The sequence below is a fragment of the Streptococcus oralis genome, assembly GCF_001579525.1.
Lineage (GTDB): Bacteria > Bacillota > Bacilli > Lactobacillales > Streptococcaceae > Streptococcus > Streptococcus oralis_M.
Genome location: NZ_KQ970789.1, coordinates 175,589 through 199,734, shown reverse-complemented (window position 1 = coordinate 199,734; position 24,146 = coordinate 175,589). Strand labels below are relative to the sequence as shown.

Sequence of the window (24,146 nt, the reverse complement as noted above, 5' to 3'; positions counted from 1 at the left end):
GGTCATCGACAGAATTTTTTTGTATGAGGAGAAGTCATCAGTTGGTTTGTTCGGTATAACCAGCCTCTTTAAGCATTTTTTTCGAAGCAGCAAAGCTTACACGGTTTCCAATACCAGAATATTCGTTCGGCATTGCTTTTTTTAGTTCGTCAAGACTTGCGACAGTCATGTCAACCTCGATGTTTTGGATAACTTTTTCGTCTTGAATTTCAACTTTTTGTGTAACCCCTTTGACCCCTTCATAACCTTTATAAGTATCGTCAACAATTTCCTTAATACCTTCCGCGGTATTATTAAGTTTTTCAGGGTCAAATACATTATGAACAGTTTGTTTTACAACGTCATCTCCCTTTACAGTATAAGTCAAGGTAGAATGAATTCCAGGTTTGCTATTGTGGACAAATGTGTGGGTTTCTGTCTCATCTTTCTTTTCAGATGATTGTTGACTGCTTTGTTTGCTCTCACTTGGCTGAGTTGTTGTGTCTTCTTTGCTACTGCTGTTTGCAGTTGTTGATGCTTGTTTGGAACATCCGAGTAGGAGGACAAGTGAAGCCACTAGAGCTAATGAAGTTTTAACATAAGTTTTCATAAAATTTCCTTTCATAATCAAAGTATTTTGTATTATAACATGATTCTACTACAAAATCAACTAGACCTCCCCTCTCATCTGACCTGACATGACAATGAATAGAAACTAGTATGACGATTAAAGTTTTGTCTATATCTATTTCAAGTATGTTTTGTCGTATGGCTTTATAAAGGGTAAAGTTTCAAATGCACTTTTTATGGAATTGCGATGAATCTATTGGACTCATCGGTTAGGGATGTAATAAAACACCCCAAGAGTTAGAGTTGTGTCTAACTTTTGGGGTGGACCTACACTAGTCTATATGAAATTTTAGGAGATTAGTTCGTCTTTTCTGTGAATCCCATTTTTTCCAGTGCTTTTTTAGAGTTTGAGAAACTGACACGATTGCCGATACCAGAATATTCTTCAGGAAGTGCTTTTCTAAGTTCGCTAATGCTTGCAACTGAGAAATCAACTTCTAGATTTTGAACAACTTTTCCATCTTTGATTTCAATGGTTTGTTTAACACCTTTGAGTCCATTGTAACCTTTGTACTTTTCCTCGATGAAACTCTTGACATCTTCTGGAGTTGCACCAAGGATTTCAGGATCTGCAATATTCTGAGCAGTTTGCTTGGTAACATTGTCGCCTTCTACAGTATAAACCAAGGTAGAAATGATTCCAGAATTGTTTTTGTTGACAAAAGTATGTGTCTTGGCTGTTTCTTTTTTCTCAGATGATTGGTCAGTGCTTTGTTTGGTTTCGCTTGACTGAGTTGTTGTGTCTTCTTTAGAACTGCTGTTTGCAGGTGTTGATGCTTGTTTGGAACATCCGAGTAGGAGAACAAGTGAAGCCACTAGGGCTAGCGATGCTTTAAAGTATGATTTCATATCTATTACTTTCCTTTCATAATCAAAGTATTTGTATTATAACATGGATCTATAGTGAAAGCAACTAAACACAGTTTTTCTCCTTTTGAGAAGGAGTCTGACTAGAAAAATGTTATAATGGTAGGAAAGAGGTGAAGAAATGAATCAGACTATAAACTATATCAAAGAACTAACTGCTATTGCATCTCCGACGGGCTTTACTCGTGAGATTTCAGACTATCTAGTCCATACTATAGAGGAACTTGGTTACCAGCCGGTTCGTACAGCCAAGGGTGGTGTCAATGTTACTATTAAAGGTCAAAATGATGAGCAACAGCGCTATGTGACTGCCCATGTAGATACGCTGGGTGCTATTGTTCGTGCAGTCAAACCGGATGGCCGTCTCAAATTGGACCGTATCGGTGGTTTTCCCTGGAACATGATTGAAGGTGAGAATTGTACGGTTCATGTGGCTAGCACAGGTAAAAAGGTATCTGGAACCATCCTCATCCACCAGACATCATGCCATGTCTACAAAGATGCAGGAACTGCAGAACGCACACAGGACAATATGGAAGTGCGTTTGGACGAAAAAGTGACCAATGAAAAGGAAACGCGCGCCTTGGGCATCGAGGTCGGTGATTTTATCAGTTTTGATCCGCGAACTGTCGTGACAGAGACTGGTTTTATCAAGTCTCGTCACTTGGACGACAAAGTCAGCGCAGCGATTTTGCTCAATCTTCTTCGTATTTACAAGGAAGAGGGGATTGAATTGCCAGTAACAACTCATTTTGCTTTTTCAGTCTTTGAAGAGGTGGGTCACGGTGCAAACTCCAATATTCCAGCTCAGGTAGTGGAATATCTAGCTGTAGATATGGGAGCTATGGGCGATGACCAGCAGACGGATGAGTATACAGTGTCTATCTGTGTCAAGGACGCTTCGGGTCCCTATCACTATGACTTCCGTCAACACTTGGTAGCTTTGGCGAAAGAGCAAGATATTCCATTTAAGCTCGACATCTATCCATTTTACGGATCGGACGCTTCCGCAGCTATGTCAGCAGGAGCAGAGGTCAAGCATGCCCTCCTTGGAGCTGGTATCGAGTCCAGTCACTCTTACGAACGAACACACATTGATTCGGTCGTGGCGACTGAGCGTATGGTTGATGCCTATCTCAAGAGTGCATTGGTAGACTAATATGTGCTTGATTTGTCAAAGAATTGAATGGATAAAGGCAGGGAAGAATCCCTACTTTGTAAAAGAACTAGAAACAGGCTATGTTGTTATTGGAGACCACCAATACTTTAAGGGCTATACCTTATTTCTAGCAAAGGAGCATGTCACAGAACTCCACCATATGGAGACTTCTGTGAAACTTCGTTTTCTAGAGGAAATGAGTCTGGTCCAAGAAGCTGTTGCCAAAGCGTTTAAAGCTGAAAAGATGAACATCGAACTTCTAGGAAATGGAGATGCCCACGCTCACTGGCACCTCTTTCCAAGACGATCAGGTGATATGAATGGTCATGGTCTTAATGGTCGTGGTCCAGTCTGGTGGGTGCCCTGGGAAGAAATGGCGGCAGAAGATTGCCAATTGAAATCCCATGAGTTGGAAGAGATGATTAAAACCTTATCTGATGAATTAGAGAAGCATGTGATTTAAGAGAGGAAGAAAAAATGAAAAAAGATATATCGTTTTATCCGGTTTGCTAGCAGTAACCCTAGCAGCATGTTCTCAAGAACAACCTAAAAATGAAGAAAATACTCAAAAAACGGAACAAACTAGCCAACCTGAGGGTACTGTAGGGAGCAAATCTCAAGCTTCTAGTCAGAAGAAGGCAGAAGTTGTCAATAAGGGAGATCACTATAGTATACAAGGAAAATACGATGAAATCGTCGTAGCTAATAAGCACTATCCTTTGTCAAAAGACTATAATCCAGGAGAAAATCCAACAGCCAAGGCGGAGTTGCTGAAACTCATTGCAGCAATGCAAGCAGCTGGCTACCCAATCAGCGATCATTACAGTGGTTTTAGAAGTTATGAAACTCAAACCAAACTTTATCAAGACTATGTGAATCAAGACGGTAAGGAAGCAGCAGATCGCTACTCAGCCCGCCCAGGTTATAGTGAACACCAAACAGGTCTTGCTTTTGATTTGATTGGGACAAATGGAGAATTAGTGACGGAGGAGAAGGCGGCTCAGTGGCTCTTGGATCACGCAGCTGACTATGGTTTTGTTGTTCGCTATCTCAAAGGCAAGGAAAAAGAGACTGGCTACATGGCGGAAGAATGGCATCTTCGCTACGTTGGAAAAGAAGCCAAAGAAATTGCTGCAAGTGGCCTCAGTTTGGAAGAATACTATGGCTTTGAAGGCGGAGATTACGTCGATTAAAAAAGAAATTTTTCTCTTGCATTTTTAGATAAATAGTGTATAATAGATGGGTATGTGTAAAGCATACTTGTGGGAGGTAAAAATCTTTAATTACCGCCAAAACCACAAAGGAGGATTTAAAAATGGCTAAAAAAGTCGAAAAACTTGTAAAATTGCAAATCCCTGCTGGTAAAGCTACACCAGCTCCACCGGTTGGACCTGCTCTTGGTCAAGCTGGTATCAACATCATGGGATTCACAAAAGAGTTCAACGCTCGTACAGCTGACCAAGCTGGTATGATCATTCCAGTTGTTATCTCAGTATACGAAGACAAATCATTTACTTTCGTTACAAAAACACCACCAGCTGCTGTTCTTTTGAAAAAAGCTGCAGGTGTTGAAAAAGGATCAGGTACACCTAACAAAACTAAAGTTGCTACAGTTACTCGTGCACAAGTACAAGAAATTGCAGAAACTAAGATGCCAGATTTGAACGCAGCAAACATTGAGTCTGCAATGCGTATGATCGAAGGTACTGCTCGTTCTATGGGATTCACTGTTGTTGACTAATCAATAACACAGTAGAAAATCTCACAGCAGTCCATTAGTTACTTTTCATACTAGTCAAGTGACTGATGCTTGTACTTGAGTACGGCAAAGGAACTTAAGGAAGTATGAAAAGAAAATTAATAGACTGAATACCCGCAAGACTTCATCATTTCGAGAAGTGACGTGGGAGATGAAAATCGATTGAACCACTTACAAGGAGAATAGAAAATGGCTAAAAAAAGCAAACAACTTCGTGTTGCACTTGAGAAAATCGACAGCACAAAAGCATACAGCGTAGAAGAAGCTGTAGCACTTGCAAAAGAAACTAACTTTGCAAAATTCGACGCAACTGTAGAAGTTGCTTACAACTTGAACATCGACGTTAAAAAAGCTGACCAACAAATCCGTGGAGCAATGGTATTGCCAAACGGTACTGGTAAAACTTCACGCGTTCTTGTTTTTGCACGTGGTGCAAAAGCTGAAGAAGCAAAAGCTGCAGGCGCAGACTTTGTTGGTGAAGACGACCTTGTTGCGAAAATCAACGACGGTTGGTTGGACTTCGACGTAGTTATCGCTACACCTGACATGATGGCTCTTGTTGGACGTCTTGGACGTGTCCTTGGACCACGTAACTTGATGCCAAACCCTAAAACTGGTACTGTAACAATGGATGTTGCTAAAGCAGTTGAAGAGTCTAAAGGTGGTAAAATCACTTACCGTGCTGACCGTGCAGGTAACGTTCAAGCAATTATCGGTAAAGTGTCATTTGAAGCTGAAAAATTGGTTGAAAACTTCAAAGCCTTCAACGAAACAATCCAAAAATCAAAACCAGCTACAGCTAAAGGAACTTACGTAACAAACTTGACAATCACAACTACTCAAGGTGTTGGTATCAAAGTTGACGTAAACTCACTTTAATCAGTAGTTTATAAAAGAGAAGACGAGTACGAAAGTGCTCGTTTTTTTTGATGAGTATGACCTTTTAGAAAAATCAGTTCATTGATCAGCTTTGTAGCAATAGTGCTTTTCCTCTTCTTCTTTCACAGAAAATATGGTATAATAGAGAGTAAAAAACTTTGAAAGAAAGAAAAAGATGAATTTAAAAGATTATATCGCAACGATTGAAAATTACCCTAAGGAAGGCATTACCTTCCGTGATATCAGCCCTTTGATGGCAGATGGAAATGCTTATAGCTATGCTGTTCGTGAAATTGTTCAGTATGCAACCGATAAGAAAATCGACATGATTGTGGGCCCAGAGGCTCGTGGATTTATTGTCGGATGCCCAGTTGCTTTCGAGTTGGGAATTGGCTTTGCACCTGTTCGTAAACCAGGGAAATTGCCACGTGAAGTGATTTCTGCTGACTATGAGAAAGAGTACGGTATCGATACCTTGACCATGCATGCTGATGCAATCAAGCCAGGCCAACGCGTTCTCATCGTAGATGATCTCTTGGCAACAGGTGGAACTGTCAAGGCAACGATTGAGATGATTGAAAGACTTGGTGGTGTTGTAGCCGGTTGTGCTTTCTTGATTGAGTTGGATGAGCTTAAAGGCCGTGAAAAAATCGGAGATTACGATTATAAGGTACTTATGCACTATTAATGAAAAACAGTCCTTGGGGCTGTTTTCTCTTCATCCGCTATATAAATTAACTATAGCTAGTTAGAGAAAAACTATAATTGAAAACTATATCTTCATACAGTATAATAAAGGGAAGAAGTATTTGGAGGTTTTTACTTTCAAACAGACAACATCATTCCCGAAATAGAGAACTGTTAGGAGGGTATTATGCCGATTCGACTTGATAAAAAATTACCAGCTGTTGAGATTTTAAGGACAGAAAATATCTTTGTGATGGACGACCAACGGGCAGCTCATCAGGATATTCGCCCCTTGAGGATTTTGATTTTAAATCTCATGCCCCAAAAGATGGTAACAGAAACGCAACTTTTGCGGCATTTGGCTAATACCCCTTTGCAATTAGATATTGATTTCTTATATATGGAAACGCATCATTCAAAGACAACCCGTGCCGAACATATGGAAACTTTCTATAAGACCTTTCCAGAGGTCAAGGATGACTTCTTTGATGGAATGATTATCACGGGAGCACCAGTGGAGCATTTGCCTTTTGAGGAGGTGGATTACTGGGAAGAATTCAAGCAGGTCATCGAATGGTCCAAGACGCATGTTTTTTCAACCCTCCATATCTGTTGGGGAGCACAAGCAGGTCTTTATGTTCGCTATGGCGTTGAAAAGCACCAGATGGATCGGAAACTATCAGGTATTTACCCACAGGACACCTTGAAAGAAGGGCACCTTCTTTTTAGAGGTTTTGATGATCGCTATGTAGCTCCTCATTCTCGTCATACTGAGATTTTAAAAGAAGAAATCTTAAATAAGACCAATCTGGAGATTCTGTCAGAAGGTCCTGAGGTTGGGGTTTCTATCCTAGCTAGTCGAGATTTGCGTGAGATTTATAGTTTTGGTCATTTGGAGTACGATCGTGACACTTTGGCAAGAGAGTATTTTCGTGATTATGAGGCGGGACTCGACCCTCATATCCCAGAGAACTACTTTAAAAATGATGATGTAAATGAGACGCCCTGTCTCTGTTGGTCTTCATCAGCTGCCCTCTTTTTCAGCAATTGGGTAAACTATGCAGTTTATCAAGAAACCCCTTTTGACTGGAGAAAGGTAGAGGATGATGCGGCTGCATTTGGATATCTATAAGAGGAATTATGACATATTTTGACGCTTTTAAATCAGGGAACTTGGTTTTGCCAAGTGCCCTGCTCTTGCATTTTAAGGAACTCTTTCCTTCCAGCGAAGATTTTTTGGTCTGGCAATTTTTCTATTTACAAAATACTACAGCCCTTGGAGATGTTTCACCTAGTCAGATTGCTGAAATCATTGGGAAAGAGGTGGCAGATGTCAACCAATCTATTTCGAATTTGACAGAAAATGGTTTGCTACAATATCGGACCATTGAACTAAATGGGGAAATTGAGCTGATCTTTGATGCTAGTTTGGCTTTTGAACGCTTAGATAGCTTACTAGATGGCCAAACTCCAGCTACAACTGCCCCAAATCCGCAGAATCAGTTGAAGGATCTGGTTGAAACTTTTCAGCAGGAATTGGGACGCTTATTAACACCATTTGAAATCGAAGATCTTTCTAAGACGGTCAAAGAAGACGGAGTTAAGGCGGATTTAATCAAGGAAGCTCTCCGAGAGGCCGTTCTCAATGGCAAGCTAAACTGGAAATATATTCAAGCCATCCTTCGGAATTGGCGCCACGAAGGCATTCAGTCTGTTGCCCAAGTAGAGGCCAAACGAGCAGAGCGAGAAGCCAACAATCCCAAACAAGTTCAGGCTTCGGCTGATTTCCTCGATGCCATGAATTTGTGGCAAGATTAGTTGCTTGAAAACTCTTGAAAATTAGAGTAAGGTTTGCAAGCTCCTTATAAATATGATAGAATAATAGTGAATAAAATGAAAAAAGAGGTATGTGAAATGTCACGTAAACCATTTATCGCTGGTAACTGGAAAATGAACAAAAATCCAGAAGAAGCAAAAGCATTCGTTGAAGCCGTTGCATCAAAACTTCCTTCATCAGACCTTGTTGAAGCAGGTATCGCAGTTCCTGCACTTGACTTGACAACTGTTCTTGCTGCTGCTAAAGGAACTAACCTTAAAGTTGCTGCTCAAAACTGCTACTTTGAAAATGCAGGTGCTTTCACTGGTGAAACAAGCCCACAAGTTTTGAAAGAAATCGGTACAGACTACGTTGTGATCGGTCACTCAGAACGTCGTGACTACTTCCATGAAACTGACGAAGATATCAACAAAAAAGCAAAAGCAATCTTTGCAAACGGTATGCTTCCAATCATCTGTTGTGGTGAGTCACTTGAAACTTACGAAGCTGGCAAAGCAGCTGAATTCGTAGGTGCTCAAGTATCTGCTGCTTTGGCTGGCTTGACAGCTGAACAAGTTGCTGCATCGGTTATCGCTTATGAGCCAATCTGGGCTATCGGTACTGGTAAATCAGCTTCACAAGACGATGCACAAAAAATGTGTAAAGTCGTTCGTGACGTTGTAGCTGCTGACTTTGGTCAAGAAGTTGCGGACAAAATTCGTGTTCAATACGGTGGTTCTGTTAAACCTGAAAATGTAGCTTCATACATGGCTTGCCCAGACGTTGACGGTGCCCTTGTTGGTGGTGCGTCACTTGAAGCTGAAAGCTTCTTGGCATTGCTTGACTTTGTAAAATAATCTCAGTTATTCCAGACGGTCTTCTAAGACTGTCTTTTTTATAGATGCTGTAAATTTTTCTTAAATTATCAGTCTATTACAACTTTTCTCAGATAGTACACTTTCCTTGCTATCGTTTTCTGGTAGTAGTATACTTATATTGTAACCACTAAGAAGATGGTTACAAAAAAAGAAAGAGGTAAGAAATATGGTTGAATTGAAAAAAGAAGCAGTAAAAGACGTTACAACATTATCTAAAACAGCGCCAGTAGCATTGGCAAAAACAAAGGAAGTATTGAACCAAGCAGTAGCGGACTTGTATGTGGCTCACATTGCCCTTCACCAAGTTCACTGGTATATGCGTGGTCGTGGCTTCCTCGTATGGCATCCAAAAATGGATGAATACATGGACAGTCTTGATGGTTATCTTGACGAAATCAGTGAACGTTTGATTACTCTTGGTGGCAAACCTTACTCAACTTTAACAGAATTCCTTCAACACAGTGAAATCGAAGAAGAAGAAGGAGAATTCCGTAACGTTGAAGAAAGCTTGGAACGTGTTCTAGCTATTTATCGCTATCTCATCACTCTTTTCCAAAAAGCTTTGGATGTAACTGATGAAGAAGGTGATGATGTTACAAACGATATCTTTGTTGGGGCTAAGGCTGAACTTGAGAAAACAGTTTGGATGCTTACAGCAGAACTTGGACAAGCTCCTGGTTTGTAAGATATAGTTGCTACCCCTTTTATCATGAGGTGCTTGATAAGTGCCCATGATCAATCATCTTTTAAAAGTCATGTAACTGTAAAAAGGTGCATGACTTTTTTGTTTGCTAGCCCTTAGGAAACATTGTCAAATCTAGGATTTTACGGTATAATAGTTGCTGTTCGAGAAATTTTGATTTTCAAAGAATAGTGAAACGTTATAAGGAGAACCCATGAACAACTTACCAAATTGCCCAAAATGTCATTCAGAATATGTCTACGAAGACGGAAGCCTCTTGGTTTGCCCAGAGTGTGCCTATGAGTGGAACCCTGCAGAAGTTGCAGAAGTAGAAGAAGGTGTTGTTGCTATCGATGCTAATGGAAATAAATTGGCTGACGGTGATACTGTAACCCTCATCAAGGACTTGAAAGTAAAAGGTGCACCTAAGGATTTGAAACAAGGAACTCGTGTCAAAAATATCCGTATCGTAGAAGGCGACCACAACATCGATTGTAAGATTGATGGTTTTGGAGCTATGAAACTCAAATCAGAATTTGTTAAGAAAATCTAGCCATGAAATTGAATTACAAATTTATCTTTTATAGTCGTGTGCTCTTGTTCTTAGCGGCATTTACAGGAGTTTATTTAGAGATTACCAAGCACGGTGGCTTTGGAATGCTCCTTTACTACACAGTATTGTCCAATCTTTTGGTAACAATTTTCACTGGCTATCTACTCCGTGTGATGAGCCGTTCGGGTGAAAATTGGCAAAGTCCAACCCTACTTCGTCTCAAAGGTGGCGTTACCATGAGTATCATGATTACTTGTGTGATTTATCATTTTATGCTTGCTCCGATTGCGACAGACTTTTACCGTGTGGAGAATTTTCTTTGTCACTATATCGTTCCACTCTGGTTTTTAGCCGATACCCTCTTCTTTGACAAACAGGGTCAATACAAGATCTGGGATCCAGTCTTGTGGACCATCTTGCCCTTGGTTTATATGATTTTTGCCTTGTTTAACGGCCTGGTCTTAAAACTCAATATTCCGAATTCCAAGGACAATCCTTTCCCTTATTTCTTTTTAAATGTGAACAAGGGTTGGGACGTGGTTATTAAATGGTGTTTGACTATCTTTGTGGCCTATATGGTTGCAGGATTTATCTTCTACCTGATCAAGCAAATCAAGCGAAAATAGTCTTCCTATGAGGAAAGTTAGAACGGAGTCTCTAGTTCAAACAGGCTCCTTCTTTTCTTGCCATCTTCCTTTTAAAAGGATCAACAGTGAGAAAAATATAGAAAGAAAATTCATGAAACAATATTTAGAACGGGCTAGTATTTTGGCCCTCTCCCTCGTTTTGATTACCTCCTTTTCCATCTCAAGTGCTCTGCCAGCCATGTTTGACTATTATCAAGGCTACCCCAAAGAACAAATCGAGCTCCTGGTCAGTCTCCCTTCTTTTGGAATCATGATTATGCTGGTTTTAAATGGGTTTTTGGAGCGTTTGCTTCCTGAGCGACTTCAGATTAGTCTGGGACTTCTCATCCTCTCTATCGGTGGAACAGCTCCCTTCTGGTATCAGGATTATAACTTTGTCTTTGCGATGCGGATTTTATTTGGCTTGGGTGTTGGAATGATTAATGCCAAGGCCATTTCCATCATTAGCGAACGCTATCATGGAAAGACACGGATCCAGATGTTGGGTCTTCGCGGATCAGCAGAAGTTGTCGGGGCATCGATTTTGACTCTAGTGGTAGGTCAACTCTTATCCTTGGGATGGACAGTGACCTTCTTGGCCTACAGTGCGGGATTTTTAGTATTGATCCTTTATCTGCTCTTTGTCCCTTATGGGAAAGAAAAGAAAGAAACAAAGAAAAAAGAGACCGAAACGACTCGTTTGACAGGAAAGATGAAAGGATTAATTTTTCTATTGGCTGTCGAAGCAGCAGTTGTTGTCTGCACCAATACAGCTATCACCATTCGTATTCCTAGTCTGATGGTGGAAAGAGGTCTAGGGGATGCTCAGTTATCGAGCTTGGTTTTAAGTATCATGCAGTTGATTGGTATCTTGGCAGGTGTGAGTTTTTCTTTCTTTATCTCTCTATTTAAAGAAAGGTTGCTCCTTTGGTCAGGTATCACCTTTGGATTGGGGCAGATTGTGATTGCCTTGTCTCCGTCATTGGGTGTGATGGTAGTTGGAAGTGTTGTGGCAGGTTTTTCTTACAGTGTGGCCTTGACCACTGTCTTTCAGCTTCTTTCTGAAAGAATCCCAGCCAAGCTCCTTAATCAGGCAACATCTTTTGCAGTGCTAGGATGCAGCTTTGGAGCCTTTACGACACCTTTCATTCTTGGGGCGATCGGCTTGGTGACTCAAAACGGTATGTTGGTCTTCACCATTCTAGGATGCTGGTTGATTGTCACTTCTATCTTTGTTATGTACGCACTTCAAAAGAGAGCTTAGGATTAATTTCCTAAGTTTTTCTTTTCGGGAATTTTGTACCCATACAATTTTTGGTTTTTAAACTTGTTTACACTTTTATTTCCTGATAAAATAGAAGTTATGACAAGATATAAAGCAACTATTTCTTATGATGGTTATGCCTTTGCTGGTTTTCAGCGCCAGCCTCATGCGCGGAGCGTTCAAGAGGAAATTGAGAAAACCTTAACAAGACTCAATAAGGGGCAAGCCATCGCTGTACACGGTGCTGGTAGGACGGATAGTGGGGTCCATGCTCTGGGACAGGTTATTCATTTTGATCTGCCCTATCAGATGGATGAGGAAAAACTCCGTTTTGCTCTGGATACCCAGTCACCAGAAGATATCGATGTGATTTCGATTGAGCTTGTGGCGGATGATTTTCATTGCCGTTATGCCAAACACAGCAAGACCTATGAGTTTATCGTGGATAGAGGACGTCCCAAAAATCCTATGCGTCGTCACTACGCTACTCACTTTCCCTATCCGCTTGATGTAGAGCGGATGCAGATGGCAATCAAAAAGCTAGAGGGAACTCATGATTTCACCGGTTTTACAGCATCTGGAACCAGTGTAGAGGACAAGGTTCGGACCATTACAGAAGCCAGTCTTAGGATTGATGAGACAGGGCAGTTTTTGACCTTTACCTTTTCAGGAAATGGTTTCTTGTATAAGCAGATTCGCAATATGGTGGGGACGTTGCTCAAAATCGGAAATAATCGGATGCCAGTTGAGCAGATTGAATTGATTTTGGAGAAGAAGGACAGGCAGCTAGCAGGTCCAACGGCAGCACCGAATGGCTTGTATTTAAAGGAGATTCGATATGAAGAATAATCGTATTTTAGCCTTTTCTGGGAATGATATTTTTAGTGGTGGTGGCCTGTCAGCTGATTTGGCTACCTATACCTTGAATGGCTTGCATGGTTTTGTAGCAGTGACTTGTTTGACGGCCTTGACCGAAAAGGGCTTTGAAGTCTTTCCAACTGACGATGCCATTTTTCAACATGAATTGGATAGCTTGCGTGATGTGGACTTTGCAGGGATTAAGATAGGTCTTCTCCCTACTGTCAGCGTGGCTGAGAAGGCATTGAACTTTATCAAGCGACGAACGGGAGTGCCTGTGGTATTGGACCCCGTCTTGGTCTGTAAGGAAACCCATGATGTAGCGGTCAGCCAACTCTGTCAAGAGTTGATTCGTTTTTTCCCTCATGTTAGCGTGATTACGCCTAATCTCCCAGAAGCAGAATTGCTAGCTGATCAAGAGATTAAAACCTTGGAAGATATGAAAGCTGCAGCGCAGAAATTGCATGATTTAGGAGCGCCAGCAGTTATTATCAAGGGAGGCAATCGTCTCAGACAAGACAAGGCTGTGGATGTCTTTTATGATGGACAAAATTTTACAGTTCTAGAAAATCCCGTTATCCAAGGGCAAAATGCTGGTGCAGGTTGTACCTTTGCCTCAAGCATTGCCAGTCACTTGGTTAAAGGTGATGAACTTTTAACAGCAGTGGAGAGCTCTAAAGCTTTCGTTTACCGTGCCATTGCACAAGCAGATCAATATGGAGTAAGACAATATGAAGCAAACCAAAACAACTAAAATCGCCCTTGTATCCCTTCTAACCGCCCTTTCTGTGGTTCTAGGTTATTACTTGAAAATTGGAACGCCAACAGGAATATTGACTCTCTTGGATGCAGGTATTTTCTTTACTGCCTTTTACTTTGGCAGTAAAGAAGGAGCTGTCGTTGGAGGACTAGCAGGATTCCTAATTGACCTTTTATCAGGCTATCCACAGTGGATGTTCTTTAGTTTAGTGAACCATGGCTTGCAAGGATTTTTTGCAGGTTTTAAAGGGAAGTGGCAATGGCTAGGCCTTGTCTTGGCTACTATCGTCATGGTAAGTGGCTACGCCCTAGGTTCTACCCTGATGAATGGCTGGTCAGCAGCCTTACCAGAAATCCTTCCAAACTTCCTGCAAAATACCTTGGGAATGATTGTGGGGTTTGTAGTTTTTCAGAGCGTCAAGAAGATAAAATAAAAAAGTCAGCTTCAATAGCTGACTTTTTGCTTGTCTAGGTTTAATCAAAATAAAGTAAATCTTTGCTGGTGCTGGTAAAGAGGTCAAACCCATCCTTAGTGACAACACCGCAGTCTTCGATACGAACACCGACTTTGCCCGGGATATAGATACCAGGTTCAACAGAGAAGCACATGCCTTCTTCGATGACCATGTCGTTACCTTCCATGATAGATGGGAATTCGTGGACATCCATACCGATACCATGACCGAGACGGTGGTTGAAGTACTCACCGTAGCCAGCTTTTTCGATAACTTCACGAGCTGCGCGGTCCACTTCATGTGCAGTCACACCTGGCTTGATGAAGTCAAGGGCAGCTTGTTGGGCTTCTAGAGTCAAGTTATAAATATCCTGCTTGAATTGGTCTGGTTTGCCAACAGCGACCGTACGAGTCATGTCTGAGGCATATCCATTAACCATAACACCGAGGTCAAAGAGGAGAAGGGCATTCTTTTCGACCTTGTTTGCTCCAGGGATACCGTGTGGATTTGCAGCGTTATCACCAGTCAAGACCATGGTATCAAAGCTCATTTCATAGCCTTCACGCTTCATGGCAAAGTCGATTTGCGCAATGATATCTGTCTCAGTCTTATCAAGAGAAATATTGTCAAAACCAACTTTAACCGCCTTGTCTGCATAGAGACCTGCAACCATCATTTTTTGCACTTCATCAGCTGATTTGATGAGGCGCATGCGTTGGATACGAGGGGTGAGGTTTTTAAACTCAGCAGTTTCAAAAACTGTTTTCAAACCATGGTATTTGGTTAAGATGAGATTGTCAAACTCGACTGCCACACGTCTGAAGTCTAACTGTGGCAAGGCATTTTGGATTTTCTTCCAAGGGTTTTCAGAGTCCACATAGCCCACAACTGGGAAGGAAACAGTGCTGGTTGCACGCTCTACTTCAAGGGCTGGAACGAAGAGAAGCGGTTCCTGATTTGCTAGGACAAAGAGGAACATTTGGCGTTCATGGGGATCACTGTAAAAGCCAGTGAGGTAATTGATAGTGACGGGGTCAGATACGACAGCGACGTCTAGTTTTTCTGATTCAAGATATGTTAGGATTTGTTGTAATTTAGACATATGCTACCTTCTTTCTACCCCTCTATTTTGGCAAAAAATGAGAGAAAATGCAAGGGAGAAGGGTAAAAGAACAGGCAAAAAGAACTCCGACAAGATAGGGGAGTTCTTTGATATAGTTTTTCTTGGTTTAAGAAAAGTCAGCCTTGCTTTTCACGTCGCTGTATTCTTCAGCAACTTCTTGGCTAAGGACATCCTCATAGGCAGGTAGTTGGATATCCTGACCGTATTTCTTCTTGAGGGCAGTAGTAACCAGGCGATAAGCTAGATTGGCATTGCGAGAGAGGATAGGTCCGTGGAAGTAGGAACCAAAGACATTCTTATAATGAACCCCTTCGCCGACCTTTTCTTCATTGTTTCCATTTCCATAGATAACTTGTCCCAGAGGTTTTTGGTCATCAGAAAGGAAGGTACGGCCTTGGTGATTTTCAAATCCATAGTAGGTTTCATCGAATTCTTCATTGTGAATCTTGATGTCACCGATAAAACGGTTATTGGTCTGGTTGAGGGTGTAGTGGCCCATGACCCCTAGCCCTTCGATACGTTTGCCTGAAGCTTCAACATAATACTGCCCCAATAGTTGGAAACCACCGCAGATAGCGAGAACCACACCGTCGTTTTGGATGTAGTTGTCAATGCTCTCTTTTTTAGCAGGTAGGTCGTCTGCAATGATACTCTGTTCAAAGTCTTGACCACCGCCGAAAAAGGCAATATCATAGTAGTCTTCATTAAAATCATCATGAAGTGAAACGATGTCAACCGTCACATGGGCCCCTAGTTTTTCAGCCACATACTTGAGCATGAGGATGTTTCCATTATCCCCGTAGGTATTCATGAGGTTTCCGTAGAGGTGGGCAATGTTGAGCTGATAAGGGTAGTTGCCAGCTTTTGAGGAAAGTGAAGTATAAACCATCAGTTCATCTCCTTTCTAACAATCTGACGACTAGCCAGCAGTTCGCGGAATTCAAGCATAGCAGTATAGGTTGCAAGGATATAGGCATGCTTGCAGTCTTGAGCTTCGATTGTTTTGAGAACTTGTTCCAGGCTACTTGTTTCAGTGATCTTGTCAGCTGGGTATCCTGTCACCCGTAGACGACGCGCGATTTCAGAATGACGAACACCGCCTGCGTTGATTTCAGGAATGTCCATGTCAGTGATTTGTTCAAAGTCCGCATCCCAGATCCAGCTGGTATCTATTCCATCTGCATAGTTGGCGTTGAGGAGGACAGATAGGCTAAATGGATAAGGAGCTAGTTTAATCATCTCGATAGCCTGAGTTGCACCGACTGGATTCTTGATGAGGACAAGGGTACATTCCTTGTCACCGATATGGAAGGTTTCCTGACGACCAAAGACTGCACGACTCTTGTCAAATCCTTGTTTGATCCGTTGCGAATCAGCGCCGAGGAATCGAGCAATGGCAACCGCAGCAAGGGCATTGTAGATGTTGTAAAGTCCACCGATTTGGATGCCGTATTCTTGTCCGTCAATGACAAAGCGGGAGCGATTGTTGGTCAATTCAACCAAGTCTGTCAGACGGTAGTTCAAGTCAGGTCGTTTGCAACCACAATTTTCACAGATATAGGCACCCAAGTTGGCATAGGTATTGTGCTCATATTTGAGGATGCCTTGACAGTCAGGGCAGAGGATTCCTTCGGTATTGTAGTGAGCTAGTTGGGCTGGCCCTTTCTCCAAGTCAAAACCAAAATACTGTACTGGGTTTGGAATAGCTGGTTTGTAGAAAAGTGGACTGTCACCATTGAGGAGAACAGTAGCCGTAGGCACCTTACGGATAGCATCCAAAATCATCTTATAAGTTGTGTAAATCTCACCATAGCGGTCCATCTGGTCACGGAAAATATTAGTAATGACAAAAAGGCTAGGATGGATGTAGTCACAGATACGAGATAGACTAGCCTCGTCAATTTCTAGAACGGCAATGTTTTTCCCAGTTTTAGAGGATTTGGCAGTCAAGAAGGTTGTCGTAATCCCTGTGATCATGTTGGCACCACTAGGATTGGTTAGAACCTGACCATAGACTTCTTTTAAAATGCCGACAGTGAGGGCAGTTGTCAGGGTTTTCCCATTGGTTCCAGTGACCACGACAATCTCGTAGTTCTTAGCTAGATTTTGTAAAATATCTTTATCAAATTGAAGGGCAAGTTTTCCAGGGAGCGTACTTCCACGACCAAGACGGTTCAAGATGAAGTGAGAAGAACGCCCAACTAGGAGGCCCAAAGTAGTTTTTAATTTCATGTTTCTATTATATCATAAAAGAAAGAAAAGACAGATTTGATACTCAATGAAAATCAAAGAGCAAACTAGGAAGCTAGCCGCAGGCTGTACTTGAGTACGGAAAGGTGAAGCTGACGTAGTTTGAATTTGATTTTCGAAGAGTATGAGATTTCACAGAAGCAAAAACAGCCCCAATAGGGCTGTTAGCTAACAAATCAGTCTCAACTTAAATCGCAAACAGGTCATTCAAATTCTCAGCCAAGGTTGGGTGAGTGAAGATCTGTTTTGTGAAGTAAGTGTAAGGGATCTTGTTGTCCATAGCAACAGTGATGATGTTGATGATTTCTTGAGAACCTTCTGAGAAGATAGTTGCACCGAGAATTTCTTTTGTTTCAGTATTGACAACCGCTTTGAAAGCTCCGCGAAGGTCGCCATTTACGAGACCGCGAGGCATTGCTGCAACAGGGATTTCTTTCACAGCGTATGGAAGTTTCAAATCAGCTGCTTGGCTTTCCGTCAAACCAACTTGTGAAAGTGCAGGTGTGATGAACATGGTGTTTGGTACATTGAGACGGTCTTCAAGTGTGTAGCTGCCATCTCCAGCAAGATAGCTGTAAACAACGCGGAAGTCATCAAGTGAAATGTAGGTAAATTGAGGTCCACCGTTGACGTCTCCAACTGCAAAGACACCAGGAACGTTTGTTTGACAATGTTTGTCTACTTTGATAGCACCACGCTCAGTTAATTCAATATCGGTATTCTCAAGTTGAAGTGGTTCTACGTTTGGTTTACGTCCAGTTGCGTAGAGAAGAGCATCGAAACGGTAAGTTTCGTTTTCAGTTACGACAAGAACTTGGTCACCGTCGTTTTTGATTTCAGTAGTACGGATGTTTTGAAGCAATTCAATGCCGTCTTCTTCCATGTATTGTTTAGCAAGAGCTGCAATGGAAGGTTCTGCTCGAGGTAGGAAAGTATCCAAGGCATCTAGGACTGTGACCTTGCTACCAAGTTTGTTGTAGAGTCCTGCAAATTCAAGACCGATATTTCCGCCACCAAGGACACCAAGTTTTTCAGGCAATTTGTCCAAGTTTTGAATACCAGTCGAGTCAAAGACATTCTTACTTGTAGCAAGTCCAGGGATTGGCAAGACGTTTGAAACAGCACCAGTGTTGATAACGATAGTTTCAGCAGTCAGTTCTTGTTTTTCATCACCAGCTTGGATTTCGATGACCTTGTTTGAAAGGAAGTGAGCTTCCGCATCAAAGATATCCACACCTGTTCCCGCAACAGTAGCATAGTTTTTACCGTTGAGGCGACTAGTGATAGTATTTTTGGTAGCAATCACTTCTTCAAAAGACAAGTCCTTCTCAGCAGCAACTAGCAAGGTTTTAGTTGGGATACAACCGATGTTGATACATGTTCCACCATACATAGCTTTGCTACGTTCAACGAGGGCAACCTTTTTGCCAGCTGAAGCTAATTTACCAGCTAGTGTTTTCCCAGCTTTACCAAATCCAATAACGATTAAATCATATGTTAACATTTATAGTCCTCCTATTCGATTTTCATTCTAGCATAAGAAAACACTTTTTGCACAAATCTGCTACGGGAAATGGAGTGAGTTTGAAATGCTCCCTTCAAATCCTTTGAAAAACCAGTTTCAGGCCACTTTACTGTTAGAAAATCGTTTACATGATTTTCCTTGAGGATTCTACTATCTTTTGCCCCGCTCTTGTGTTATACTAGATAGGTTGCAAAGAAACTCGTACTTTTCTTTCGTGGAAAAGAAGCAACACGGTATCTCATTTTTGTTGAAGATACGTCATGAAAAGAAAAGTATATACTAAGCGCTATAGGATGGCTTCGCACCACCTTTAGAAAGAAGAATAACGTGAAATTTAATGAATTTAACTTGTCTGCTGAATTGCTAGCAGAGATTGAAAAAGCTGGATTTGTAGAAACCAGTCCTATCCAAGAACAGACCATTCCATTGGCTCTTGAAGGAAAAGACGTTATCGGTCAAGCTCAGACAGGTACAGGAAAAACTGCAGCCTTTGGCTTGCCAACCCTTGAAAAAATCCGTACAGAAGAAGCGACCATCCAAGCCTTGGTTATCGCTCCAACTCGTGAGCTCGCTGTTCAAAGTCAAGAGGAACTCTTCCGCTTTGGCCGTAGCAAGGGAGTGAAAGTTCGCTCAGTTTACGGTGGTTCCAGCATTGAAAAACAAATCAAGGCCCTTAAATCTGGTGCTCACATCGTAGTCGGAACACCAGGCCGTCTTTTGGACTTGATTAAACGCAAGGCTTTGAAATTGCATGATATCGAAACCCTCATCCTTGATGAAGCGGATGAAATGCTCAACATGGGCTTCCTTGAAGACATCGAAGCTATTATCTCGCGTGTCCCTGAAAGTCGTCAAACCTTGCTCTTTTCAGCAACCATGCCTGAAGCCATCAAACGTATCGGTGTTCAGTTTATGAAAGAACCTGAGCATGTGAAGATTGCTGCCAAAGAATTGACAACAGAACTGGTGGACCAGTACTATATCCGTGTTAAGGAACAAGAAAAATTTGATACCATGACACGTCTTATGGATGTGGAACAACCAGAACTTGCTATCGTATTTGGTCGTACCAAACGCCGTGTGGATGAATTGACTCGTGGACTGAAGATCCGTGGCTTCCGTGCAGAAGGGATTCATGGTGATTTGGACCAAAACAAACGTCTTCGTGTCCTTCGGGATTTTAAAAATGGCAATCTAGATGTCCTCGTTGCAACGGATGTGGCAGCACGTGGTTTGGATATCTCAGGTGTGACCCATGTCTACAACTACGATATTCCACAAGATCCTGAAAGCTATGTTCACCGTATCGGTCGTACAGGTCGTGCTGGTAAGTCAGGTCAATCCATTACCTTCGTAGCTCCAAATGAAATGGGCTATCTCCAAATCATCGAAAACTTGACCAAGAAACGGATGAAAGGCCTTAAACCTGCAAGTGCAGAGGAAGCCTTCCAAGCTAAAAAGCAAGTGGCGCTCAAGAAAATCGAACGTGATTTCGCAGATGAAGAAATTCGTTCCAACTTTGAGAAATTTGCTAAAGATGCTCGTAAATTAGCGGCTGAATTTAGTTCTGAAGAATTGGCTATGTATATCTTGAGTCTGACTGTCCAAGATCCTGATAGCCTTCCAGAAGTGGAGATTGCACGTGAAAAACCATTGCCATTTAAACCATCAGGTAATGGCTTCGGTGGCAAAGCTAAGGGAGGTCGAGGAGGCCGTCGTGGAGACGACCGTCGAGACCGTGATCGCCGTGGCAATGGTCGTCGTGATGAATTCAAGAAAGGTAGTCGTGGAAACGACCGTTTTGATAAAGACAGACGTTACCGTAATAAAGACAATAAAAAACCTCGCAACACTTCAAGCGAAAAGAAAACAGGCTTTGTTATTCGTAACAAGGGTGACAAATAGGAAAAAGCGATTCACTGGGTGAATCGCTTTTATATATAAGGAGACCAAGGGTAAAAGAAGATGGTTGATAGTAAAGGATAGGTGAAACGGAAAAGGATTTATCATGTCATCTTCTTATAATGTTATAATAACAAAATTTATTATTGCTGTCAACACAAAAATCCTATTTTTTCTAAAATATTTTTGCTGTTCAAAATTGCAATTAAATAAGCAATTTTCAGATAATTATTGAAATAAAGACTTTTCTATGTTATAATGGAAGCGATTATATGCGAGGTAAAAAATGGCACATTTATTAGAAAAAACAAGAAAAATCACGTCTATTCTAAAGCGCTCTGAGGAGCAACTCCAAGATGAACTTCCTTACAATGCGATTACACGCCAGTTAGCTGATATTATTGATTGTAACGCTTGTATTGTGAATAACAAGGGACGTCTCTTGGGCTACTTTATGCGTTATAAGACCAATAATGATCGTGTAGAACAATTCTTCCAAACCAAAACCTTCCCTGACGTCTATGTACAAGGGGCAAACATGATTTATGACACGGAAGCCAACCTACCTGTTGAACATGATTTGACTATTTTCCCTGTGGAGAGCCGTGCGGACTTTCCAGATGGGTTGACGACCATCGCTCCGATTCATGTATCAGGAATTCGCCTAGGTTCGTTGATCATTTGGCGCAATGACAAGAAATTTGAAGATGAAGATTTGATCCTTGTCGAGATTGCGAGCACGGTGGTAGGGATTCAACTGTTGAACTTCCAACGTGAAGAAGATGAGAAGAATATTCGCCGTCGTACGGCTGTTACCATGGCGGTCAATACCCTTTCCTATTCAGAACTTCGTGCCGTATCAGCTATTTTAGCTGAGCTGGATGGAAATGAAGGACAGCTGACTGCGTCTGTTATTGCAGACCGTATTGGCATTACACGCTCAGTGATTGTCAATGCGCTTCGTAAATTGGAGTCTGCGGGAATTATTGAGAGTCGTTCATTAGGAATGAAGGGGACTTATCTCAAAGTTCTAATTGGTGATATTTTTGAAGAAGTGAAAAAGAGGGACTACTAATGGCAAAGGCTTTAATCTCGATTGACTATACAGAGGATTTCGTAGCAGACCATGGAAAGCTAACTGCTGGAGCACCCGCTCAAGCAATATCAAAAGCCATTGATCAGGTAACCAGATTAGCTTTTGATCGTGGAGACTATGTCTTTTTCACCATTGATGCTCATGAAGAGAAGGATACATCCACCCAGAAAGCAAGCTCTTTCCACCACACAACATCATCGGAACTAGTGGGCGTAACCTTTATGGACCCCTAGCTGACTTTTATGCTGAGCATGAGGCGGATAGTCGCGTCTTTTGGATGGACAAACGTCACTATTCAGCTTTTTCAGGAACGGACTTAGATATCCGTTTGCGGGAACGTCGGGTTGATACTGTTATCTTAACAGGTGTTTTGACAGATATTTGTGTTCTTCATACGGCTATTGATGCCTATAATTTAGGTTATCAAATCGAGATTGTCAAGCCTGCGGTTGCCTCTATTTGGCCAGAAAATCATCAGTTTGCTCTTGGGCATTTTAAGAACACATTGGGAGCAAAATTACTGGATGAAAACCTTGCTGAAATTGAACTATAAGCCTGTTGGAAAAATGAAAAAAATCTGAAAAAAGTGTTGACAAAGATTTTGAAAGTTGATATACTAGTAAGGTAATCGACGCGGGGATGGCGGAATTGGCAGACGCGCAGGACTAAGGATCCTGTGACCGCTTTAGGTCGTGAGGGTTCAAGTCCCTCTCTCCGCATAGGGTAAGAGTTGGCTTTGGCTAGCTCTTTTTGTTTTTACAAAGAAGACTAGAGGTTACGTTTCGTATATCGAAAAATATTGGTATTAAGAACAATCATTGTATCAGAACATTTAAACTGAGTTTTCCATTTCATTCTATCAAGAATATCCTCAAACACTAGTCAGAAAAGAAGAATTTAGGAAATGGAAAAATACTAATCAGAAAGATGTGACTATCATTTTTAAAATGAAGTAGATTTTTGATTGGTACTATTTCTCCTTATATAAGAAAGAAAGTTAGCGCTTGTTAGCTTTTTTGTTTTTTTAAAAATAAATCAAAAAATTTTTCGATTTCATAAACATTTCATATTTGGATTTTATAATAGTCTTACAAATATGGAGGTGACAAATGAATCCAATCCAAAGAGCTTGGGCTTATGTCAGCAGAAAACGACTGAGAAGTTTTATTTTATTTCTGATTTTATTTGTCCTTTTAGCAGGAATTTCAGCCTGTTTGACTCTGATGAAGTCCAACAAAACAGTAGAAAGCAATCTTTACAAATCACTCAATACTTCTTTTTCTATCAAAAAGATAGAAAATGGACAGACCTTCAAGTTGTCTGACCTAGCATCCGTTAGCAAGATTAAGGGACTGGAAAATGTCTCTCCTGAACTCGAAACGGTCGCAAAACTGAAAGACAAGGAAGCGGTGAGTGGTGAGCAGAGCGTAGAACGTGATGATTTGTCAGCTGCAGACAAGAACTTGGTTAGCTTAACGGCTCTCGAGGATTCATCCAAGGATGTCACCTTTACCAGTTCGGCTTTCAATCTAAAAGAAGGGCGACACCTTCAAAAAGGGGACTCCAAGAAAATCCTCATCCACGAAGAGTTGGCCAAGAAGAATGGTCTTTCGCTTCACGACAAGATTCGCTTGGATGCTGGTCAGTCCGAAGCTGGAAAGGGGCAAACAGTAGAGTTTGAAATTGTCGGCATCTTTTCTGGTAAAAAACAAGAAAAGTTCACAGGCTTGTCTTCCGACTTCAGTGAAAACCAGGTCTTTACAGACTATGAAAGTAGCCAAGCCCTTCTGGGAAATAGTGAACCGCAAGTCAGTGCAGCGCGCTTCTATGTAGAAAATCCTAAGGAAATGGACGGACTCATGAAGCAGGTGGAAAACTTGGCTTTGGAAAGTCAAGGTTACCAAGTTGAGAAGGAAAACAAGGCCTTTGAACAAATCAAAGACTCAGTGGCAACCTTCCAAACCTTCCTCACCATCTTCCTTTATGGGATGTTGATAGCAGGAGCAGGAGCCTTAATTTTGGTCTTGTCTCTCTGGTTGAGAGAAAGGGTCTACGAAGTGGGAATTCTTCTGGCACTTGGAAAAGGCAAGAGTTCGATCTTCCTCCAGTTCTGTTTAGAGGTAGTTTTGGTATCTCTTGGAGCTTTGCTTCCATCCTTTATCGCTGGAAATGCCATTACATCCTATTTGCTACAAACTGTACTAGCCAGTGGAGATCAGGCAAGCTTACAAGACACGCTGGCTAAAGCAAGCAGTCTATCAACCAGTCTCCTATCCTTTGCAGAATCCTATGTCTTTCTGCTCCTGATTGGTTGCTTATCAGTAGCCCTTTGTTTCGTATTTCTATTTAGAAAATCGCCGAAAGAAATTTTATCATCTATTAGTTAAGAAGGAGAAATC

25 protein-coding genes, 1 tRNA gene and 1 pseudogene are annotated in these 24,146 nt (G+C 41.6%); 21 read left to right on the top strand and 6 right to left on the bottom strand.

What is annotated here, in order from left to right; all coding sequences use genetic code 11:
- Positions 1-37 precede the first annotated feature (37 nt).
- Together SORDD25_RS04565 and SORDD25_RS04560 are read right to left on the bottom strand one after the other, a co-directional pair.
- Positions 38-589, bottom strand: a complete 552-nt coding sequence (locus SORDD25_RS04565; protein WP_061852790.1) for a DUF1307 domain-containing protein — start codon at positions 587-589, stop codon at positions 38-40.
- A gap of 317 nt (positions 590-906) precedes the next feature.
- The gene (locus tag SORDD25_RS04560; protein WP_061852789.1) at positions 907-1,458 is read right to left on the bottom strand and encodes a DUF1307 domain-containing protein; all 552 of its coding nucleotides are present in this window, start codon (positions 1,456-1,458) and stop codon (positions 907-909) included.
- Between the two features lie 139 nt (positions 1,459-1,597).
- On the opposite strand from SORDD25_RS04560, the gene SORDD25_RS04555 reads away from it, so the two are divergent.
- The 16 genes from SORDD25_RS04555 to SORDD25_RS04480 all read left to right on the top strand — a co-directional run bounded on the left by SORDD25_RS04555 (position 1,598) and on the right by SORDD25_RS04480 (position 13,830).
- Positions 1,598-2,635, top strand: a complete 1,038-nt coding sequence (locus SORDD25_RS04555) for a M42 family metallopeptidase (RefSeq protein WP_061852788.1) — start codon at positions 1,598-1,600, stop codon at positions 2,633-2,635.
- Position 2,636: 1 nt separating this feature from the next.
- Positions 2,637-3,098, top strand: coding sequence for an HIT family protein (locus SORDD25_RS04550; protein WP_061852787.1), 462 nt, complete (start codon positions 2,637-2,639; stop codon positions 3,096-3,098).
- A 43-nt stretch (positions 3,099-3,141) separates the two neighbouring features.
- The gene (ldcB, locus tag SORDD25_RS04545; RefSeq protein WP_241497224.1) at positions 3,142-3,828 is read left to right on the top strand and encodes an LD-carboxypeptidase LdcB/DacB; all 687 of its coding nucleotides are present in this window, start codon (positions 3,142-3,144) and stop codon (positions 3,826-3,828) included.
- 122 nt (positions 3,829-3,950) lie between these two features.
- Positions 3,951-4,376 (top strand): 50S ribosomal protein L11, encoded by a 426-nt coding sequence (rplK, locus tag SORDD25_RS04540; protein WP_001085808.1) that lies wholly within the window; start codon positions 3,951-3,953, stop codon positions 4,374-4,376.
- A gap of 207 nt (positions 4,377-4,583) precedes the next feature.
- Positions 4,584-5,273, top strand: a complete 690-nt coding sequence (gene rplA, locus SORDD25_RS04535; protein WP_061852785.1) for a 50S ribosomal protein L1 — start codon at positions 4,584-4,586, stop codon at positions 5,271-5,273.
- A 175-nt stretch (positions 5,274-5,448) separates the two neighbouring features.
- Positions 5,449-5,961 carry an adenine phosphoribosyltransferase gene (locus SORDD25_RS04530; protein WP_001049316.1) on the top strand — a complete coding sequence of 171 codons (513 nt, stop codon included), beginning with the start codon at positions 5,449-5,451 and terminating at the stop codon, positions 5,959-5,961.
- A gap of 186 nt (positions 5,962-6,147) precedes the next feature.
- Positions 6,148-7,092: a homoserine O-acetyltransferase MetA gene (gene metA / locus SORDD25_RS04525; protein ID WP_009729902.1), complete on the top strand. Its 945-nt coding sequence runs from the start codon at positions 6,148-6,150 to the stop codon at positions 7,090-7,092.
- 8 nt (positions 7,093-7,100) lie between these two features.
- Positions 7,101-7,778 (top strand): DnaD domain-containing protein, encoded by a 678-nt coding sequence (locus tag SORDD25_RS04520; protein WP_061852784.1) that lies wholly within the window; start codon positions 7,101-7,103, stop codon positions 7,776-7,778.
- A gap of 96 nt (positions 7,779-7,874) precedes the next feature.
- A complete protein-coding gene (gene tpiA, locus SORDD25_RS04515) occupies positions 7,875-8,633 on the top strand; it encodes a triose-phosphate isomerase (RefSeq protein WP_061852783.1) in 759 nt (252 codons plus the stop codon).
- A gap of 187 nt (positions 8,634-8,820) precedes the next feature.
- On the top strand, positions 8,821-9,339 hold the full coding sequence (locus SORDD25_RS04510) for a Dps family protein (protein ID WP_000229894.1): 519 nt from the start codon (positions 8,821-8,823) through the stop codon (positions 9,337-9,339).
- Positions 9,340-9,550: 211 nt separating this feature from the next.
- On the top strand, positions 9,551-9,889 hold the full coding sequence (locus SORDD25_RS04505; RefSeq protein ID WP_001061580.1) for a zinc ribbon domain-containing protein YjdM: 339 nt from the start codon (positions 9,551-9,553) through the stop codon (positions 9,887-9,889).
- Between the two features lie 2 nt (positions 9,890-9,891).
- Positions 9,892-10,515 carry a Pr6Pr family membrane protein gene (locus tag SORDD25_RS04500; protein WP_061852782.1) on the top strand — a complete coding sequence of 208 codons (624 nt, stop codon included), beginning with the start codon at positions 9,892-9,894 and terminating at the stop codon, positions 10,513-10,515.
- Between the two features lie 112 nt (positions 10,516-10,627).
- Positions 10,628-11,779, top strand: a complete 1,152-nt coding sequence (locus SORDD25_RS04495) for an MFS transporter (RefSeq protein ID WP_061852781.1) — start codon at positions 10,628-10,630, stop codon at positions 11,777-11,779.
- Between the two features lie 99 nt (positions 11,780-11,878).
- On the top strand, positions 11,879-12,628 hold the full coding sequence (gene truA / locus SORDD25_RS04490; RefSeq protein WP_061852780.1) for a tRNA pseudouridine(38-40) synthase TruA: 750 nt from the start codon (positions 11,879-11,881) through the stop codon (positions 12,626-12,628).
- A complete protein-coding gene (locus tag SORDD25_RS04485) occupies positions 12,618-13,391 on the top strand; it encodes a bifunctional hydroxymethylpyrimidine kinase/phosphomethylpyrimidine kinase (RefSeq protein ID WP_061852779.1) in 774 nt (257 codons plus the stop codon). Before truA ends, SORDD25_RS04485 begins: the two co-directional genes overlap by 11 nt.
- Positions 13,369-13,830: an ECF transporter S component gene (locus tag SORDD25_RS04480; RefSeq protein ID WP_061852778.1), complete on the top strand. Its 462-nt coding sequence runs from the start codon at positions 13,369-13,371 to the stop codon at positions 13,828-13,830. Before SORDD25_RS04485 ends, SORDD25_RS04480 begins: the two co-directional genes overlap by 23 nt.
- 40 nt (positions 13,831-13,870) lie before the next feature.
- On the opposite strand, the gene SORDD25_RS04475 is transcribed toward SORDD25_RS04480, so the two are convergent.
- The 4 genes from SORDD25_RS04475 to SORDD25_RS04460 form a co-directional block, all read right to left on the bottom strand.
- Positions 13,871-14,953, bottom strand: a complete 1,083-nt coding sequence (locus SORDD25_RS04475) for a M24 family metallopeptidase (protein WP_061852777.1) — start codon at positions 14,951-14,953, stop codon at positions 13,871-13,873.
- A 127-nt stretch (positions 14,954-15,080) separates the two neighbouring features.
- Positions 15,081-15,863 carry a lipid II isoglutaminyl synthase subunit GatD gene (gene gatD / locus SORDD25_RS04470; RefSeq protein ID WP_061852776.1) on the bottom strand — a complete coding sequence of 261 codons (783 nt, stop codon included), beginning with the start codon at positions 15,861-15,863 and terminating at the stop codon, positions 15,081-15,083.
- A complete protein-coding gene (gene murT, locus SORDD25_RS04465) occupies positions 15,863-17,206 on the bottom strand; it encodes a lipid II isoglutaminyl synthase subunit MurT (RefSeq protein WP_061852775.1) in 1,344 nt (447 codons plus the stop codon). Before murT ends, gatD begins: the two co-directional genes overlap by 1 nt.
- 205 nt (positions 17,207-17,411) lie before the next feature.
- A complete protein-coding gene (locus tag SORDD25_RS04460; RefSeq protein ID WP_061852774.1) occupies positions 17,412-18,728 on the bottom strand; it encodes an FAD-containing oxidoreductase in 1,317 nt (438 codons plus the stop codon).
- Between the two features lie 348 nt (positions 18,729-19,076).
- On the opposite strand from SORDD25_RS04460, the gene cshA reads away from it, so the two are divergent.
- The 5 genes and pseudogenes from cshA to SORDD25_RS04435 all read left to right on the top strand — a co-directional run bounded on the left by cshA (position 19,077) and on the right by SORDD25_RS04435 (position 24,134).
- Entirely contained in the window at positions 19,077-20,654 is a 1,578-nt protein-coding gene (gene cshA, locus SORDD25_RS04455) for a degradosome RNA helicase CshA (RefSeq protein ID WP_061852773.1), read from the top strand.
- 283 nt (positions 20,655-20,937) lie between these two features.
- Positions 20,938-21,726, top strand: coding sequence for a GTP-sensing pleiotropic transcriptional regulator CodY (gene codY, locus SORDD25_RS04450; RefSeq protein WP_000940724.1), 789 nt, complete (start codon positions 20,938-20,940; stop codon positions 21,724-21,726).
- Positions 21,726-22,300 (top strand): annotated as a pseudogene (locus SORDD25_RS04445) (cysteine hydrolase family protein). The gene codY and the pseudogene SORDD25_RS04445 overlap by 1 nt, the downstream one beginning before the upstream one ends.
- An 80-nt stretch (positions 22,301-22,380) precedes the next feature.
- A tRNA-Leu gene (locus tag SORDD25_RS04440) sits at positions 22,381-22,466 on the top strand.
- Between the two features lie 390 nt (positions 22,467-22,856).
- A complete protein-coding gene (locus SORDD25_RS04435; protein WP_061852772.1) occupies positions 22,857-24,134 on the top strand; it encodes an ABC transporter permease in 1,278 nt (425 codons plus the stop codon).
- Positions 24,135-24,146: the final 12 nt, after the last annotated feature.